Raw genomic sequence first — 18,473 nt, 5'->3', positions numbered from 1 at the left:
AGCGCGCGAAAATAGGCCCTCAATGCAAAAAGCCCCGTATCGCAAGATACGGGGCTTTCTGTTTACCGCTCGATCAGCCTGTTACAGCACCGACTGACCGCTCAACGCCAGGTCCAACAACTCACGGTTAGCCACCGCGTACATGGCGTAGTCCGTGCCAACCGCAGCACGAATCTCCACCATCATTGCGCGCCAGCGCTCGACCATGCTCACGTTCTGCTCAAGCCACAGGGCCACGCGGGCTTCCATGTCTTCTGGCGCATCGGCCATTTGCAGAACCTTGATGGTGATCGCCCGTTGCTGCCAGTCCACGTCGTCGCGGAAGGCTTCGCGGGCCTGGGCCTGCCAGTTGTTACCCACCGGCAGATCGCTGATCTGCTGCAGGTACCATGGCAAGTCCAGGGCACTGCCGACGGCGAAGTATGCCTTGGCCACATCTGCAGCGCTCTGGCCGGTGACGTCAGCGGCTTCGATGATCGGCAGCAAGGTGTACAGGTGCGTGGTGCCTGCAACCATGCGCGCCAACAACTCCGGCACACCGGCTTCGACGTACTTCTGATAGCGGTTCTGCCAGCCTTCGCGGGTCGGGCCTTCCAGCAGTTCGTCGAGCTTGAGGCCCAACGCCGCCAGGTGCGGACCGAAGTGCGCGACGTCACGAGCCGCATCCTGCTCGTTGCGACGGCTGCGCAGGAACCAGCGTGTGGCACGACGGCCCAGGCGCATCAGCTCGTCCATCAGCGCCAGTTGCACTTCAGCGGAAACCTGGTGATCCAGGGCTTCAATCTGACGGAACCAGTGCGGGAGATGGAAGATGTCACGCACGATCACATAAGCGCCCGCCACGTTCGCCGGGCTCATGCCGGTGGACTCTTTGAGCCTTTGAACGAAGGTGATGCCCATGTGGTTGACCAGGTCGTTGGCGATCTGGGTGCTGACGATCTCGCGCTTGAGACGATGGCGACGCATGGCTTCGGAGAATTTTGCCACCAGGGTCGGCGGGAACGCAGTCTCCATGTCACGGGTCAGGTAGTCATCATCCGGCACCTGGGATTTGAGCAGTGCCTCCTTGAGGTCGATCTTGCTGTAGGAGATCAACACCGACAGCTCCGGACGGGTCAGGCCCTTACCGACGGCAGCGCGCTCGATGAGCTGGTCTTCCGAAGGCAGGTACTCAATGGCGCGGTCCAGCTTGCCCCGGCCTTCGAGGTCGCTCATCAGGCGCTTGTACTCGGCAATACGGTCGAAGGCTCGACGCGCCGCCAGGGACAGGGCCTGGGTCTGCTTGTAGTTGTTGCCCAACACCAGGCTGCCGACTTCGTCGGTCATGCTCGCCAGCAACTGGTTACGTTGCTTGTCGGTCATGTCGCCAGCCTGCACCACTTCGTTGAGCAGGATCTTGATGTTTACTTCGTGGTCGGAGCAATCCACGCCACCGGCGTTGTCGATGAAGTCGGTGTTGGAACCGCCGCCATTGAGGCCAAATTCCACACGACCCAGTTGGGTCATGCCCAGGTTACCGCCCTCGCCCACTACCTTGCAGCGCAACTCGTTGCCGTTGACGCGCAGGGCGTCGTTGGCCTTGTCGCCGACGTCAGCGTGGCTTTCGGTGCTGGCCTTGACGTAAGTACCGATGCCGCCGTTCCACAACAGGTCCACCGGCGCCTTGAGCAAGGCGTTCAGCAGTTCAGTCGGGGTCAGCTTGTCGGCCTTGATGTCGAAGCGTTCTTTCATCTGCGCCGAGATAGCGATGCTTTTCGCGCTGCGCGAGAAGATACCGCCGCCTTCGGACATGATGCTGGTGTCGTAGTCGGTCCAGGCCGAGCGCGGCAGGTCGAACAGGCGCTGACGCTCAACGAAACTGTTAGCCGGGGTCGGGTTTGGATCGATAAAGATGTGCAGGTGGTTGAAGGCCGCGACCAGTTGCAGCTTGTCGGACATCAACAGGCCGTTACCGAACACGTCGCCGGCCATATCGCCGACGCCGACCACGGTGATGCTGTCTTCCTGAACGTTGATGTCACGCTCGCGGAAGTGACGCTGCACACCGACCCACGCGCCCTTGGCGGTGATGCCCATTTTCTTGTGGTCGTAACCGGCCGAACCACCGGAAGCGAACGCATCGCCGAGCCAGAAGCCGTAGTCGATGGCAATGCCGTTGGCGATGTCGGAGAAGGTCGCGGTGCCTTTGTCGGCGGCCACTACCAGGTATGGGTCATCGCCGTCGTGGCGGACCACGTTCAACGGTGGCACCAGGGCGCCGTCTTTCAGGTTGTCAGTAATGTCCAACAGGCCGGAAATGAAGATGCGGTAGCAGGCGATGCCCTCGGCCGCGATCTCGTCCCGACCGCCGCCCAATGGCAGGCGACGGGGCAGGAAGCCGCCCTTGGCGCCCACCGGCACGATCACCGAGTTTTTCACTTGCTGGGCTTTTACCAGGCCCAGCACTTCGGTACGGAAGTCTTCTTCACGGTCCGACCAGCGCAGGCCACCGCGCGCGACGTTGCCAAAGCGCAGGTGCACGCCTTCGACACGAGGCGAGTAAACGAAGATTTCAAACTTCGGCACGGGCTTGGGCAGCTCAGGAATCGCATGCGGGTTGAACTTGAAGCTGAAGTACGACTTGTTCTGACCGTTAGCATCAGTCTGGTAGAAGTTGGTACGCAAGGTGGCCTTGATCAGGTCCAGGTAGCGACGCAGGATGCGGTCTTCGTTGAGCACCTGAACATCGTCCAGGGCCGCCAGAATCGCTTGTTCCAGACGTTGCTGCTTGTCTTCCAGGTCGTCGCTGGTGAGTTTGCGCGCCAGGTAGAAGCGGGTCTTGAACAACCGGGTCAGCTCGCGAGCGATATCGGTGTGGTTGTTCAGGGTGCTGGCGATGTAACCCAGGTCAAAGCCCAGGCGAATCTGCTTCAGGTAACGGGCATAGGCACGCAGCAGCGCGACATCGCGCCATGGCAGGCCGGCGGTCAGCACCAGGCGGTTGAACGCATCGTTCTCGGCATCGCCGTTGACGATGTGCACAAACGCGTCCTGCAGGGTGTCGTTGAGTTGCTGGATGTCGAGGTTCAGGCCTTCGGCGGCGGTGAACGCGAAATCATGAATCCAGAACTCCCGACCGTTGGCGTGGCGCAGGCGGTACGGGAATTCACCCAGCACGCGCAGGCCGAGGTTTTCCAGGATCGGCAGCACGTCGGACAACGCCAGCGGCGTGTCTGCGTGATAGAGCTTGCAGTGCAGCTCTTGCTGGCCCGTCACGTGGCCCAGCGGCTGATAGAAGCTCATCACCAGCGGCTTGGCTTCGGTCAGGTTAAGCAAATGCTGCATATCGACCACAGCCGAGTGCGCGGCAAAGCGTTCACGGTAGCCCGCGGGGAAGCCTTTGGGGAAGTCTGTCAGCACGTTTGTGCCGTGGGCTTCGCCAAAGCTTTCAACCACCAGGCTGGCGTAGTCGTCCTGCCAGCTGCGGCAGGCCTGCACCACTTCTTTTTCCAGCAGCAGCGGGTCGATGTCCAGGCGGTTTTTTGGATCAACCCGCAGGATCAGTTGTACACGGGCCAGAACGGACTCGGAGAAGAAGGTCCAGAACTCGCAGTCCGAGGCTTTCAGGCGATCCATCAGCACTTGCTGGATCTTCTGGCGCACTTCGGTGGAATAGATGTCGCGCGGCACGTAGGCCAGGCAGTAGCAGAAGCGACCGTAGGGGTCTTTGCGCAGGAACACGCGGATCTTGTTACGCTCCTGGATCTGCACAATCGACATCACGGTGCTGAACAGCTCGTCTACCGGGGTCTGGAACAGGTCATCGCGGGGCAGTACTTCGACCACTTGGGTCAGTTCCTTGCCCAAATGCGCCTTGGCCTGGAAGCCGGAACGACGTTCGATTTCCGCGACCTTGCGACGGATATACGGGATCACCCGCACGCTTTCGCCGTACACCGAAGAGGTGTAGAGGCCCATGAAGCGGCATTCCTTGATGACCTTGCCGTCGGCGTCGATCTGTCGGATCGACACGTAGTCCGGATAGGCCGGGCGGTGTACACGGCTTGGGTGTGCTGCCTTGGCGAACGACAGGACGGCCGGTTCACGCAGGTAATTGACGGCGTAGTCTTCGATGCGCAGGTCGTCGGCGGTGAGGCCGGAGCGCAGCAATTTGGTCAGACCGAGGAAGGAGTCGGCGTCATATTCGATATGACCGCCATCTGCCTCGTCACGTACCACAAACTCTTCATAGCCCAGGAAGGTGAAGTGGTTGCCCACCAGCCATTCGAGGAAGCTCTTGATCTCGGCTTTTTCTTCGCCTTCGATGGCGAAGGCGCTGGAGTCGATACCGGCCAGCAGTTCCTGGACCTTGTCCTTCATCGGTTCAAAATCGGCGACGGCGACGCGCACTTCGCCCAGCACCTGCTCAAGTTCCTTGCTCAGGATACTCAGCTCGGCAGCGTTGGCGCAGCGGTCGATTTCCAGGTACATCAACGACTCTTGCAGGACATCGTCGCCCTGGGTGCCCTTGGGCAGGATTTCCAACAACTCGCCCTTCTTGCCACGACGCACGCTGAGCACGGTGGTTTGCAGGGTGTGGATGCTGTAGCCACGGCGGTTCAGTTCGGTGCGCACCGAGTCCACCAAAAATGGCAGGTCGTGGTGCAGCACTTCGACCGCGGTGTGGGTCGATTGCCAGCCGTGACGTTCGTAATCGGGGTTGTAGACTCGCACTTGCGGTTGGGTGTGATCAAAGCGCTCAAGCAGGCGCCAGGCAGACAGGGTGCAACCGGCCAGGTCGGACATGCGACGCTGGGTCAGCTCATCCAGGGAAATAATGCCGAAAAATTGTTCAGCGAACAGCGCCACTTGTGGCAGTGCCTGTTCACTGATGTGCTGGGCCAGTGCCGCTTGCAGTTGGTGCTGGAAGTCGGCTTTGCTGGCTGCGGTGAAGAACGCCATCTGTGGTACTCCGCTTGGGCTTGTTATTAATGGAAGCGTCGCGTGTTGTCCCCTTGCGGGGAGACCGTCAGCTCTGTTCGGGGTCTACCATAACGAATTCAGAGTGACAGGTGGGTGAAGCTGGACAAGACAGTGAGGTCACATTCAACTGTCTATCCACGAACATAAAATGAGCCGCTTTCCAGGCGACGGTACGACGGGCAGGTCGGAGTCCTGGCAGGCGCTCATCCGTTGCGCAGCTTAACGAGTGTAGGAAGACCGCTGCTTGCGACGCTGCGACATATTCGGTCATCGGCACGCAGCTGGCGAGTTGCGACTTGGGCAACCGGGTACTTTCCAGACAAATCCTGGCCCGCCGAGTACCGGAAATGACTGATACAGCCCGCCAGGTCATGCCACAACTACTGACACAGAATGAAGCACAAAATTCGCCGCAATGGCACAATTGCCCTGCTGCACCCTCCCCCAGACAGGATTTGACATGCAACTGACCACCGCCCACCTGATCGTCAACCCGTGCGATGACGAAGAAGACAACATGGCCATGCTCTGCTGCCACGGCGACAAGGGCGAGATGTTCATGCTGACCCGTTATCCGGATGAGGACGAGGTGGAGGTCACCTGGGATTACGAGCCGTCAACCCTGGACGGGCTGAAAATCACCCTGAGCGCCACGCGGTTGCTGGTGGAGATTGCGGCGGCGGATGCGGATGCATTGGGCGGCAGTGATCATCTGGAGATCACCCACGGCACCGATGCCTCGGACTTGGCTGAAGTGGAAGAAACCTTGCAGAACATTCTCAAGGGTACCGGGACCTATATCCGAATCTAGCCCGCCAAAACCGCTCAATGTGGCGAGGGCGCTTGCTCCCTCGCCACAAAGGTCTGTGCCAGCCTGCAAAAACCTCGGATATTTCCCACAATTCCCAAAAATACCCCCCGCGCAGTTAGTCGCCGCACCCTCTGATGCATTAAAGTAAGGCCCCCAAGCCCAGGTGTTTTTCCAAGCACCCAGGCTCACCTTTCCAGGAACCGTCAACGATGGAACATCGTGAAGCGCTGCTCGCGCTGCGAACCTTTCTTTCTACGCAGATTCTCGGCCAGGAAAAACTCATCGAGCGCCTGCTCATTGCCCTGCTCGCCGACGGCCATATGCTGGTTGAGGGCGCACCGGGCCTGGCCAAGACCAAGGCCATCAAAGAGCTCGCCGAAGGGATCGAAGCGCAGTTCCATCGCATCCAGTTCACCCCCGACCTGCTGCCCGCCGACATCACCGGCACCGAGATCTATCGTCCGGAAACCGGCAGTTTTGTGTTCCAGCAAGGGCCGATCTTCCACAACCTGGTGCTGGCGGACGAAATCAACCGTGCCCCGGCCAAGGTTCAATCGGCGTTGCTCGAAGCCATGGCTGAGCGTCAGGTCAGTGTCGGGCGCAGTACTTATGAGCTGTCGCCGCTGTTTCTGGTAATGGCCACGCAAAACCCCATCGAGCAGGAAGGCACCTATCCCCTGCCCGAAGCCCAACTCGACCGCTTCCTGATGCACGTCAAGATCGGCTTCCCCGATGCCGCCGTCGAACGGCGCATCCTGCAGCAGGCCCGCGGCGAAGCCCTCAACGGTGAAACCAAGCCTGAGCGCCGGGTCAGCCAGCAAGCAATCTTCGCTGCGCGCAAGGAAATCCTTGGCCTGTACATGGCCGACGCCGTGGAGGAATACCTGGTGCAACTGGTGATGGCCACCCGAACCCCAGCCAAGTTCGACCCGGAAATGGCCGAGTGGATTGCCTATGGCGCCAGCCCCCGGGGCTCGATTGCCCTCGACCGCTGCGCTCGGGCCCACGCCTGGCTGGCCGGTCGCGACTTTGTCAGCCCCGAAGATATCCAGGCAGTGCTCTTCGACGTGCTGCGCCACCGGATCATTCTGTCGTTCGAGGCCGAAGCGGCTGGCATTGACCAGGACCGTGTGGTGCAACGCATTCTCGACGTCGTTGCCGTCGCTTGACCCCCATGAGCCCTGGCGATGGTACCCGTGTCACCCTGAGCGAATTGATCGAGATGCGTCATCGCGTGCGGGAAGTGCAACTGTTTTCCACGCCGAGCCAGCGCAGCCCGTTGATCGGCTTGCACCACTCGAAACTGCGGGGTCGCGGGGTCGACTTCGATCAGGTGCGGGTCTACCAGGCCGGGGACGATGTGCGCACCATTGACTGGCGCGTCACCGCCCGCACCCAGGAACCCCACACCAAGCTGTTCCACGAAGAGCGGGAGCGGCCGATCTTTATCATGGTGGAACAAAGCTGCCGGTTGTTCTTCGGCTCGGGGCTGATGTTCAAGTCGGTGCTGGCGGCCCAGGCGGCGAGCCTGATCGGCTGGGCTGCACTGGGGCATAACGACCGCGTTGGCGGGCTGGTGTTCGGCGACAACGAGCATTACGAAATCAAGCCGCGGCGCAGCAAGCAAAGCCTGCTGCAACTGCTCAACCGTCTGGTGCGGGTCAACCAGAGCCTGAACACCGAAAGCCAGCCGGACCACGACGCCCTCGGCATGGCCTTGCGCCGTGGCCGGGAAGTTTTGCGCCCCGGCAGCCTGGTAATCGTAATCTGCGACGAACGCGCCCTCACCGAAGGCGCCGAGCAACAGCTTAGCCTGCTGTCGCGGCACTGCGACCTGCTGCTGCTGCCAGTCTCCGACCCGCTGGACCATGCCCTGCCCGCCGCCGGGCTGCTGCGGTTTGCCGAACGCGGTGCACAGTTGGAAATCGACACCCTGAATTTCGACCTGCGCCAGGCCTACAAGGCCCAGGCCGAAGCACGTAGCGCGCGCTGGGAGTTGCTGGCGCAAAAGCTGCGGATATTGCTCATGCCTTTGAGCACCCAGAGCGAAATGATCGAGCAGTTGCGCGAATACCTTAACCCGCAACGTCCGGGCAAAAAGCAATGAACGGCCTTGAACAGCTGCAACCGCTGATCGCCCCGCCGCCCATCGGCTTCTGGCCACCAGCGCCGGGCTGGTGGCTGTTGCTGCTGCTCATCCCGCTCGCCGCCTGGGGCCTGTGGACGCTGCGCCGCTTTCTGCCAACCAAGCGCCCGCTGGCCCGTGCCGAACAGCCCCTCGACCCGTTGCGCATCGCCGCCCTGGCGGAACTGGCGTTGATGCCAAAACCCTATGACGGCGCCCCGGCCGGAGCCTGGCTGCAGCAACTCAACGGCCTGCTCAAGCGCCTGTGTCGCAACGACTACCCCTATAGCCAGAGCCATACCCTCAACGGTCGCAAATGGCTGGCGTTCCTCGACAACCGTTGCCCGGCCGCCGGGCTTACACGCTGGATGGTACTGGTGGAAGGCGCCTACAAGCCCGAATGCAAACTCGACGACAAGGCCATCGCCGGCCTGACCCAGGCCGTCGACACCTGGATTCGCAAACATGTTTGAGTTCGCCTGGCCGTGGATCTTCACCCTGTTGCCATTGCCCTGGTTGCTGCGAGTCATCCTGCCAACGGCCGACAGCGGCGAGCCCGCCCTGAAAGTCAGTTTCCTCGGCGACCTGGAAAGCCTGGCGCGCCGCCGTGCCCGAGTGAATCTGCCAGGCTGGCGCCAGCAAGCGCCGTTCGTGGTCCTGTGGCTGCTGCTATTGACCGCCGCCGCACGCCCGGAATGGCTCGGCGAACCCTTGCCGATAGCCGCCAGCGGTCGCGACTTGCTTGTGGCGGTGGACGTGTCCGGCTCAATGGACTTCCCCGATATGCAGTGGCAGGACGAAGACGTCAGCCGCCTGAGCCTGGTCAAGCACTTGCTCGGAGACTTCCTTGAAGGCCGCGAAGGCGACCGCGTCGGCCTGATCCTGTTCGGCAGCCAGGCTTACCTGCAAGCGCCGCTGACCTTTGACCGACGTACCGTGCGCACCTGGCTGGATGAGGCCCGCATTGGTATCGCCGGGAAAAACACTGCCATCGGTGATGCTATTGGTCTAGCCCTCAAACGCCTGCGCCAGCGGCCGGCACAAAGCCGGGTGCTGATCCTGATAACCGACGGCGCCAACAACGGTGGCCAAATAGACCCACTGACCGCTGCCCGCCTGGCCGCCGAAGAAGCCGTGAAGATCTACCCCATCGGCATTGGCGCCGATCCCGAACAAACCGGCACCCTGGGCATGCTCGGCCTCAACCCGAGCCTGGACCTCGACGAGCCGGCCCTCAAGGCCATTGCCGAGGTCACTGGTGGCCGCTACTTCCGGGCCCGCGACAGCGAGGAACTGCAAGCGATCAAGGAAACCCTCGACCAGCTTGAGCCAGTGACTCAGCAACCCACCCAGGCCCGCCCGGCCCAGGCGCTCTACAGCGGCCCACTGGCCCTGGCGCTGATCCTCAGCATGCTGCTGGTCATCCACGAACGCTGGCCGGACAACGCTCTGCAACGACTTTTCAACCGACTTCTACAAAAAATATCCAGCAAGGGTCACTTTCTGCAACAGCACCCTGAATGGCGTCAGCGCCTCAAACGCCTGCGTTTGCGGAGGCGTCGATGATCGCTTTGTGGCCGCACTGGTTCCATCCCTGGTGGCTGTTGCTGCTGCCGGTGCTCGGCTGGTTACTGTGGCAGTTATGGCATCGACAAAAACGCGCCGGGCGCTGGCAGATGATTCTGCCGCCGGCCTTTCACGCCGCGTTGCTCAGTGGCGGTAATGGCCGGGAAAGTAAATCACCGTGGCTGTTGCTGGGTCTGGCCTGGCTGCTGGCGGTGCTGGCCTTGCTCGGCCCCAGTTGGCAGCGTGTGGAACTGACCAGCCAAAAACCCGCCGACCCACTGGTGGTGTTGCTGGAGCTGACTCCGGAAATGCTCGCCACCGACAGCCCACCCAATCGCCTGGAACAGGCGCGGCGCAAGTTGTTCGACCTGCTTCAGGCCCGCAGCGATGCGCAGACCGCCATCGTCGTCTATGCCGGCAGCGCCCACACTCTGGTGCCGCTGTCGGATGACCTGGCCACCAGCCACAACCTGCTGGAAGCCCTGCGGCCCTCGATCATGCCCGAGGCCGGCCACCGCGCCGACCTGGCCGTGGAAAAAGCCTTGAGCCTGCTTAAGCACGGCGGACTGGGCCAGGGGCGCTTGCTGCTGATTGGCTCGTCGCTGTCCAAACAGGAACGCCAGGGCATTCGCCTACTGCTGCAAGGCAGTCAGGCGCCGAGTCTGTCGATCCTCGGCATCGGCAGCCGTGAAGGCACCCCGGTGACTCAAGAGAGCGGCGAGTTCCTCAAGGACGATCAGGGCGCAATCCTGATACCACGCCTCGACAGTCCGACCCTCAAGGCCTTCGCCAGCGAAATGGGCGGTCGCTACCGGCAAGCGCGCCTGGATGACAAGGACCTGCGCAACCTCGGCCTGCTCGACGGCCCGCAAGCCTTGCGCAACGACGGCCAGCTACTGCAACTGGACACCTGGGCCGACCAGGGTTACTGGCTACTCCTTCCGCTATTGCTGCTCGCCGCCTGCGCTGGCCGTCGTGGCTGGCTGTTCTTCCTGCCCTTGCTGTTGCTGGGCGCGCCACAACCAAGCTACGCCTTCGACTTCCAGGACCTGTGGCTGCGCCCGGACCAACAGGGCCAGTACCTGCTCAAGAAAAAACGCCCCAGCGAGGCCGCCGAACACTTCGAAAACCCGCAATGGCAAGGCGTGGCGCTGTACGAAGCCGGTGACTATGCCAGCGCCGCCAAGCGTTTTGCCGAAGGCAGCGACGCCTATTCCCATTACAATCGCGGCAATGCCCTAGCCAGGAGCGGTGAGCTGGAAGCGGCCCTGGACGCCTATGAACAAGCTCTGGAAGCCCGACCGGACTTACAGCCGGCGCTGAAGAACAAGGTCCTGATCGAAAAACTGCTACAGGAAGAACCAGAGCCCGAACCCGACAAGCCCTCCAAGGACGAGGATGACGAAACCACCCAACCCGGCCAGACTGCGCAACCGGGCACCAGTGGCCAGAGCGCATCCGGTGGCGAACAATCCACACCCGGCAGCGGCCAGGCCGGCAGTAGCGAAACGCCGCCCGGCGATGCGCCGCCTGCCGGCGGCAACGAAGTGCCGGGCAGCGAACTGGGTGATGAACAAACCACCACCCCACCCTTGCGCCCCAGCGGCAACCCGCTTGACGGCGAGCACCGCCAGGCCCTGGAACAATGGCTGCGGCAGATCCCGGACAACCCCGGCGAGCTGCTGCGACGTAAATTCTGGTACGAACAGCAACAACATCAGGACAAGACTCGATGAGCCGCTGCACCGCCCTTCTCCTCTCACTCGCACTGTGGGCCTGCCAGGCCCAGGCTTCGGACCTGGTCGCCAGTGTCGACCGCAGCCGCCTGAACTCTGGGGAGACGGTGGAGCTGACCGTGGAATCCAACGACGTCACCTTGTTCGGCAAGCCGGACCTGTCGCCCCTGGAGCTGCTGTTCGAAGTACGCGGCACCCGTCAGGTCAACCAGCTCACCACCTTGAGCACCGACAATCATGCGACCACCCGCTGGATCATCACCCTGTTGCCCAAGGTCAACGGCACCGTAGTGATTCCATCGTTGCAGCTGGGTGAGGTCAAGACCCAGCCGATCACCCTGCAAGTCATCGAAACTGCCAGCCAGAACACCAAGACCCAACTGGCGCCGATCTTCATTGACGCCAGCCTCGACCAGGGCACGGTGTACGTCCAGGCCCAGGCCCTGCTGACCTTGCGCATCTACCATTCGGTGTCGCTGTACGACGACAGCAGCCTGACCCCGTTGCAGATTCCCGATGCCCGTACGGAGCAACTCGGAGAGTCGCGTACCTACGAAAAAGTCATCAATGGCATTCGCCATGGGGTGATCGAGATGCGCTATGCCATCTACCCGCAGCACAGCGGCGAGTTGCTGATTCCGGCGCAGATATTCAGTGCAACCCTGGTGGAGCCGCGTCCCACCCAGGACGCCAGGCCCCAGGGGCCGAAACCCGGCAAGCTGATGCATGTCAGCTCAGCCGAAATCCCCCTGAAGGTCAAGGCCAAGCCCGCCCTGTACCCCGCCGATGCACCCTGGTTGCCGGCCAGCAGTTTGAGCCTGAGTGAAAGCTGGAACCCGGAGCCGGACCACGCCCAGGTCGGTGATTCCCTGACCCGCAGCCTGACTCTCAAGGCCGAAGGCCTGTCCAGCTCGCAACTGCCGCCGCTGCCGGTCACCGAGATCAACGGTTTGCGCCGCTACCCGGACCAACCGGTGCTGAGCAACCAGAACAGCGAGCGTGGCGTGATCGGCAGCCGTGAAGACCGTGAAGCCCTGGTGCCCAACCGGGTCGGCGCTCTGGAGCTGCCAGCAGTGGAAGTGGTGTGGTGGAACACCCACGAAGACCACCTGGAGCGCACCAGCCTGCCGGCTCGCACCGTGCAGGTGGCGAACAACCCGAGCCTGGTGGTGGACACCCCGGCCACCCCGACGGTAATCACCACGCCAGACAATGAGTCACTGTGGATCTGGCAACTGACCAGCCTGATCCTGGCCTGCACCACCCTGCTGGGCTTCGGCCTGTGGTGGCGTGCCCGCTGGCAGCCGGCGATTCTGCGTGCCGCGCAAACCGGCCCGAGCCCGCGCACCCTGCTGGACGATCTCAAGCGTGCCAGCCAGGCCAACGATCCTCAGGCTACTCGTCAGGCTTTGGATGCCTGGGCCCGGCAACAGCCGGAAACCCTGGCGGACATGGCGGCGCGGTTTGTGCCGTTGTCTGATGCTTTGGATGGCTTGAACGGCGCGCTCTACAGTGAGACTGGCCAGCATTGGCAGGGTGAGGAGTTGTGGCGGGCGGTGAAGGCAATTCCAATGGCGGAGCGGGCACAGGACCCAGTGACGGACAACACCAGCTTGCCGCCGTTGTATCCCAAGTAGTGCCTGGCTTTAGAACCAGATGCCGCCTGGGTGCAAGCGTGTAGGCATTTACGGGTAAACTCCCCTCCTTTTCATCTTCTTCACGGAGTTCGCCTTGCGTCTGTTCCACACCTCCGACTGGCACCTTGGCCAAAACCTCCACGGCCAGGAGCGCGACTTCGAACACGCCTGTTTCCTCGACTGGCTGCTGGAGCAACTGGGCCAGCACCGCCCCGATGTGCTGCTGATCGCTGGCGATATCTTTGACACGGTCAACCCGCCGCTCAAAGCCCAGGAGCGTCTGTATGACTTCATCATCAGCGCCCACGAGCAAAACCCCGCGCTGACCATCGTGATGATCGCCGGTAACCATGATTCCGGCTCGCGCATCGAACTGCCCGCGCCGTTGATGCGCCGCCTGCGTACCCATGCCCTAGGCCGGGTGCTGTGGCTGGATGATGGGCAACTGGATGTGGAGCGACTGCTGATTCCCTTGCCCAATAAAAACGGTGATGTCGCCGGATGGTGCCTGGCCCTGCCCTTCCTGCGCCCGGCGGAAGTCACCGGCGCTCACTTGGGTGACGATTACCTGCGCGGCATTGGCCAGGTCCATGAATGGCTGATCGCCGCAGCCAACGCCAAGCGCCAGCCGGGCCAGGCGCTGGTCGCCATCAGCCATGCGCACATGGCCGGTGGCTCGGTCTCGGAAGACTCCGAACGCAGCCTGATCATCGGCAATGCCGAAGCACTGCCGGCCAGTCTGTTCGACGCCAGCGTCAGCTATGTCGCCCTCGGTCATTTGCACAAGCCCCAGCGGGTCAATGGCGAGGAGCGCATTCGTTATTGCGGCTCGCCGATTCCGCTGTCGTTTTCCGAAATCGGCTACCAGCACCAGATTCTCGATGTGCAACTGGACGGCGAGACGCTGGTCAGCGTCGAATCCCGCCTGATTCCCCGGGCGGTCAACCTGCAACGCCTGGAAGCCGCGCCCCTGGCCGACATCCTCAAGCAACTGGCGGGCTTGCCCGACATCGATCTGCTGGCCGAAACCCAACGCCAGCCCTGGCTGGAAGTGCGGGTACGCCTCGACGAGCCCCAGCCCGACCTGCGCCAGCAAGTGGAAAACGCCCTGCAAGGCAAGGCCGTGCGCCTGGTGCGTATCGCCGCCGAATACGCAGGCTCAGGCAATCGCGAAGACAGTCATGAGGATCGCCTGATCGAGCTGGACCAGCTCACGCCCCAGGAGTTGTTCAGCCGCGCCTGGCTGGAAAGCTACGGCAATGAAGTAGACGAACAGACCTTGAAGGATTTCGCCGTGCTGCTCCAGGAAGTGCAACAGGCGGGTGAACAGCCATGAAGATCCTCGCCATTCGCCTGAAAAACCTTGCCTCCCTGGCCGGCCCCTTTGAAATCGACTTCACTGCCGAGCCCCTGGCCAGTGCCGGGTTGTTCGCCATTACCGGGCCTACCGGCGCCGGTAAAAGCACCTTGCTCGACGCCTTGTGCCTGGCGCTGTTTGGCGCGGTGCCAAGGCTGGGAGATACCGGACAGGCGAAAATGCCCGATGCCGACACGGATATTTCCATCGGCGATCCGCGCACGCTGATTCGTCGCGGTACTGGTGGCGGGTATGCCGAAGTGGATTTTGTCGGCGTCAGCGGCCGGCGCTACCGCGCGCGCTGGGAAGCCAACCGCGCCCGTGACAAGGCCAGCGGCAAACTGCAAAACAGCCGGCAAAGCCTGATCGACCTGGACAGCGAGCAACTACTGGCCAGTCAGAAAACCGAATACAAAACCCAGCTGGAACTGGCCCTGGGCTTGAACTTCGAGCAGTTCACCCGCGCCGTGCTGCTGGCGCAAAGTGAGTTCAGCGCCTTCCTCAAGGCCAATGACAACGAACGCAGCGAGCTGTTGGAAAAGCTCACCGACACCGCGCTTTACACCCAACTGGGCCGGCGCGCCTTCGACAAGGCCAAGGACGCCAAGGACGCCCACAAGCTGCTGCTGGACCAGGCCACCGGTGTCACGCCGCTGCCTGCCGAAGCTCGCGTCGAACTGGATCAACGCTTCAACGAAGCCCAGCAGCAACTCAAGACCCAACAGGCCCAGCTCAAGCAGCTTGAGCTGCAACACACCTGGCTCAAGGAATTGCGCGAATGGCAGGAACGCCAGCAACACGCCGTTGAGCAACTGCAACAGGCCGAACAGGACTGGCTGGGGCAAAACCAGCAACGCCTGGACTTGAGTCGCCTAGAACAACTCGCGCCGCAGCGTCACCACTTCGCCCGGCAAACTGAGCTGACCACCCAACTCAACCCACTGGCGCTACAGATTGCGCAGCACCTTGAACAACAGAGCACTCTGCACACCCGCCAGGATCAGTTGCAACAGCAGCAAGCCGCTGCGCAAGCGGCGTTAACCCAAGCGCTGAAACAGCAAAGCGACGCCGTGCCACTGCTGCGCCAGGCCTTCGACGAACAGAGCACCCTCGCCCGCCTGACCAACGACTTAAGCCAAAGCGAGGCGCACAAGCAGCATACCGAAGCCGCCTTCACCCAGGGCCAGGCCACGGTAAACAGCCTGCTCGACCAGCAAAAAAAGGTCGTCACACGCCTGCAACAGCTCGCGGCACAGTTGGAGCGCAGCGCCACCCTCGCCTCCCTGGGCAACGCCTGGACTGCCTACCGCGACAGCCTGCAAAAGCTCATGCTGACCGGCAACCGCCTCAACAAAGGCCAGGCTGAACTGCCGCAACTGGAACAACGCGCAACCACGCTCGCCGACAAACTGGCGGAACAACGCAACACCCTGGACCTGCTGTACCACGAAGCCGGCGCCGAGCCCCACGCCGTGGCCGAGCAGATTCAGTTGCTGGGCAGCCTGTTGCAGGACAACCGCAAGCAACAGCGGGCCTTCGAGGATTTGGCGCGGCTTTGGGACAGCCATCAAAGGCTGGAAAAGCGTGCAGACGACCTGAATGCTAACCAACTGGCAGCCAAGCAGCAGCGCGAAGAATTCAACCGGGTAGGCATCCAGGCCAAGGCTGATCTTGCCGTCGCGGAGCAAACCCTTACCGTCATCCTGCAGCTGTTGGAGCGCCAGCGCTTGGCTCGGGATGTCAACGTTCAGACATTGCGTGAACAATTGGAGTCTGATCAACCCTGCCCGGTCTGTGGCAGCGTCGATCATCCCTATCACTCATCTGACGCCTTGCTCAGCAGTCTTGAACGCCACGACGAAGATGAAGTGAGCAACGCCCGTCAATCGGTTGATGTACTCAAAGAAAAAGTAGACGCGTTGCGCACAGAGCTGGGAGAACTGATCGCCCGGCAAAAGGAGCTTTTACGCCAGCAACAGGATGTCGCGACAGAACAGCAAGCCCTGGCCCCCAGCATCGAAGCCCATCCGCTCTCGGCATCACTGCTCAATCAGGACGCCACCAAACGCGATGCCTGGCTGAGCCAGCAGTTAAGCCAACTCAGCCAAAGCATCACCCAGGACGAACAGCGCCAGGGCGCCCTGCTCAACCTGCAACAAAACGCCGGGCGTATGCAGCAACAACTGCAAGCCGCCCAGGACGCCAGCCAGCAGGCCCGCCAACAGCTAGTGGACCAGCAACGGGAACTGGCCAATGACCGCGAACGCCTGGACGAAGAACTCAATGCCTTCGCCAGCCTACTCCCGGCCGAGACCCTCGAAGGCCTGCGCCGCGAGCCTGCGGCCACGTTCATGCAGCTTGATCAGCAGATCAGCCAACGCCTGGAACAACTGGACCACCAGCGCGAAGAACTCGCCGAACAGCAACAGCGTCAACAGACCCTGGAAAAGGAACAGGTCCAACAGACGCACCGTCAGCAACAGTTGGACGTGGCTCAACAGCAATTGGTCGACCTCAGCGCCCAGCAGCAAATCGCCCAGGAAAAACTCACTCAACTGCTGGGCGAACATACCCGCGCCGAGCACTGGCAACAGCATCTGGACCAGGCCGTCGAACACGCGCGGCGCAGCGACAGCCAGGCCAATCAGCAACTGCAAGACACCGCCAGCCAACTGATCCAACTGGCCGCCGATCTCAAGGCCCAGCGGGAACGCCAACAGGCGTTGGAGGCCGAGCAGCAGGCACTGAGCGCAAGGGTCGCCGACTGGCGCGCCCTGCACCCGGAACTGAATGACGACGGTTTGGCGCAGTTATTGAAGGTGGATGATCAACAGTTCACGCAACTGCGCCAGCAGCTGCAACAGAGCGAAAAAGCCGTCGAACAAGCCAAGGTGTTGCTGCAAGAACGCGAACAACGACTCAAGGATCACCAGGCCCTGCATAACGGCAACCTTGATGTAGCCCAGCTCGACAGCGCCCTGAACGAACTCAACAGCCAGCTCTCAACGGGCGAAAAACACTGCGCCGAACTGCGCGCCCAGCAAGCCGAAGACCAGCGCCGCCAGGACGCCAACCAAGCCCTGGCGCTTACGACAGCCAAAGCCTATGACGAATGGCAGCGCTGGGCTCGGCTTGAGACGCTGATAGGTTCGGCGACCGGCGACAAGTTCCGCAAGATCGCCCAGGCCTATAACCTCGACCTGCTGGTACACCACGCCAACGTGCAACTGCGCCAACTGGTGCGCCGCTACCGCCTCAAGCGCGGTGGCAGCATGCTCGGCCTGCTGGTGCTGGACACGGAAATGGGCGACGAAACCCGCTCGGTGCATTCGCTGTCCGGGGGCGAGACATTCCTGGTGTCGTTGGCCCTGGCGTTGGGGCTGGCGTCGATGGCGTCCAGCACCTTGAAAATCGAATCGCTGTTTATTGACGAGGGCTTCGGCAGCCTTGATCCCGAGTCGCTGCAATTGGCGATGGATGCCCTGGATGGCTTGCAGGCCCAGGGGCGCAAGGTGGCGGTAATTTCCCATGTGCAGGAAATGCATGAGCGAATTCCGGTGCAAATCCAGGTCAAGCGTCAGGGCAATGGCTTGAGCACCCTGGAGGTCAAGTGATCGGGGCTGCGCTGTATTCGTTTCGCCGCTGCCCCTATGCCATGCGCGCGCGGATGGCATTGCGTTACTCGGGGCTGGCGGTGCGGATTGTCGAGGTCAGCCTCAAGGCCAAACCAGCCGAGATGCTGGCGCTGTCGCCCAAGGGCACGGTTCCGGTGTTGTGCATCGACGGCCGAGTGATTGATGAAAGCCTGGCGATCATGGGGTGGGCCCTCGCGCAGAATGACCCTGATGATTGGTTGCTCAAGGACGATCCGGTGGCACGGGCGCTTATGGCTGAGCTGATTGAAGAGAATGACCAGGGGTTCAAGGTTCACTTGAATCGCTACAAATACTCCGAGCGCTACCCGGATCAGCCAATGGAGCACTACCGGGCCGAAGGTGAAGTATTTTTGTTGAAGCTGGAGGCCTTGCTGGCCGGGCGGGAATACTTGCTGGCCGCGCACTTGAGCCTGGCGGATGTGGCACTGGCGCCGTTTGTGCGGCAGTTCGCGCATGTGGATCGGGAGTGGTTTGCCCAGGCGCCCTATCCACGGTTGCAAGCTTGGTTACAGCGGTTCCTTGAGTCACCGTTGTTCATCGCCGTAATGGCAAAGCCCCTGTAGGAGCGAGCTTGCTCGCGAAGAACTCAAGGACGCCGCGTTGATTCAGACTGCACGCGTTAT

Annotated in this window: 11 protein-coding genes; 10 read left to right on the top strand and 1 reads right to left on the bottom strand. The window is 61.9% G+C overall.

Annotated elements, in window-relative coordinates; all coding sequences use genetic code 11:
• Positions 1-81: 81 nt before the first annotated feature.
• A complete protein-coding gene (locus tag ACZRKZ_RS17035) occupies positions 82-4,941 on the bottom strand; it encodes an NAD-glutamate dehydrogenase (RefSeq protein WP_463982190.1) in 4,860 nt (1,619 codons plus the stop codon).
• 481 nt (positions 4,942-5,422) lie between these two features.
• Here ACZRKZ_RS17035 and ACZRKZ_RS17030 point away from each other — a divergent pair, with 481 nt between their 5' ends.
• From ACZRKZ_RS17030 to ACZRKZ_RS16985, 10 genes are all read left to right on the top strand, one after another.
• Positions 5,423-5,773, top strand: coding sequence for a hypothetical protein (locus ACZRKZ_RS17030; RefSeq protein WP_149412611.1), 351 nt, complete (start codon positions 5,423-5,425; stop codon positions 5,771-5,773).
• Positions 5,774-5,982: 209 nt separating this feature from the next.
• Positions 5,983-6,942 carry an AAA family ATPase gene (locus ACZRKZ_RS17025; protein WP_003218556.1) on the top strand — a complete coding sequence of 320 codons (960 nt, stop codon included), beginning with the start codon at positions 5,983-5,985 and terminating at the stop codon, positions 6,940-6,942.
• 5 nt (positions 6,943-6,947) lie between these two features.
• Positions 6,948-7,880, top strand: a complete 933-nt coding sequence (locus tag ACZRKZ_RS17020; RefSeq protein WP_463968740.1) for a DUF58 domain-containing protein — start codon at positions 6,948-6,950, stop codon at positions 7,878-7,880.
• A complete protein-coding gene (locus ACZRKZ_RS17015; protein WP_463968741.1) occupies positions 7,877-8,371 on the top strand; it encodes a DUF4381 domain-containing protein in 495 nt (164 codons plus the stop codon). The genes ACZRKZ_RS17020 and ACZRKZ_RS17015 overlap by 4 nt, the downstream gene beginning before the upstream one ends.
• Positions 8,364-9,464 carry a vWA domain-containing protein gene (locus ACZRKZ_RS17010; RefSeq protein WP_463982189.1) on the top strand — a complete coding sequence of 367 codons (1,101 nt, stop codon included), beginning with the start codon at positions 8,364-8,366 and terminating at the stop codon, positions 9,462-9,464. The genes ACZRKZ_RS17015 and ACZRKZ_RS17010 overlap by 8 nt, the downstream gene beginning before the upstream one ends.
• Entirely contained in the window at positions 9,461-11,200 is a 1,740-nt protein-coding gene (locus ACZRKZ_RS17005) for a vWA domain-containing protein (protein ID WP_463982188.1), read from the top strand. Before ACZRKZ_RS17010 ends, ACZRKZ_RS17005 begins: the two co-directional genes overlap by 4 nt.
• Positions 11,197-12,837, top strand: a complete 1,641-nt coding sequence (locus ACZRKZ_RS17000; protein ID WP_463982187.1) for a BatD family protein — start codon at positions 11,197-11,199, stop codon at positions 12,835-12,837. The genes ACZRKZ_RS17005 and ACZRKZ_RS17000 overlap by 4 nt, the downstream gene beginning before the upstream one ends.
• 94 nt (positions 12,838-12,931) lie before the next feature.
• Positions 12,932-14,173: an exonuclease SbcCD subunit D C-terminal domain-containing protein gene (locus ACZRKZ_RS16995; protein ID WP_463982186.1), complete on the top strand. Its 1,242-nt coding sequence runs from the start codon at positions 12,932-12,934 to the stop codon at positions 14,171-14,173.
• A complete protein-coding gene (locus ACZRKZ_RS16990) occupies positions 14,170-17,808 on the top strand; it encodes an AAA family ATPase (RefSeq protein WP_463982185.1) in 3,639 nt (1,212 codons plus the stop codon). Before ACZRKZ_RS16995 ends, ACZRKZ_RS16990 begins: the two co-directional genes overlap by 4 nt.
• Positions 17,805-18,413, top strand: a complete 609-nt coding sequence (locus tag ACZRKZ_RS16985) for a glutathione S-transferase (protein WP_463982184.1) — start codon at positions 17,805-17,807, stop codon at positions 18,411-18,413. The genes ACZRKZ_RS16990 and ACZRKZ_RS16985 overlap by 4 nt, the downstream gene beginning before the upstream one ends.
• Positions 18,414-18,473 lie beyond the last annotated feature (60 nt).

It is taken from the genome of Pseudomonas sp. c313 (genome assembly GCF_055407145.1).
The sequence above is the reverse complement of the archived record's forward strand: the minus strand, read 5'-3'. Positions and strand labels throughout refer to the sequence as shown.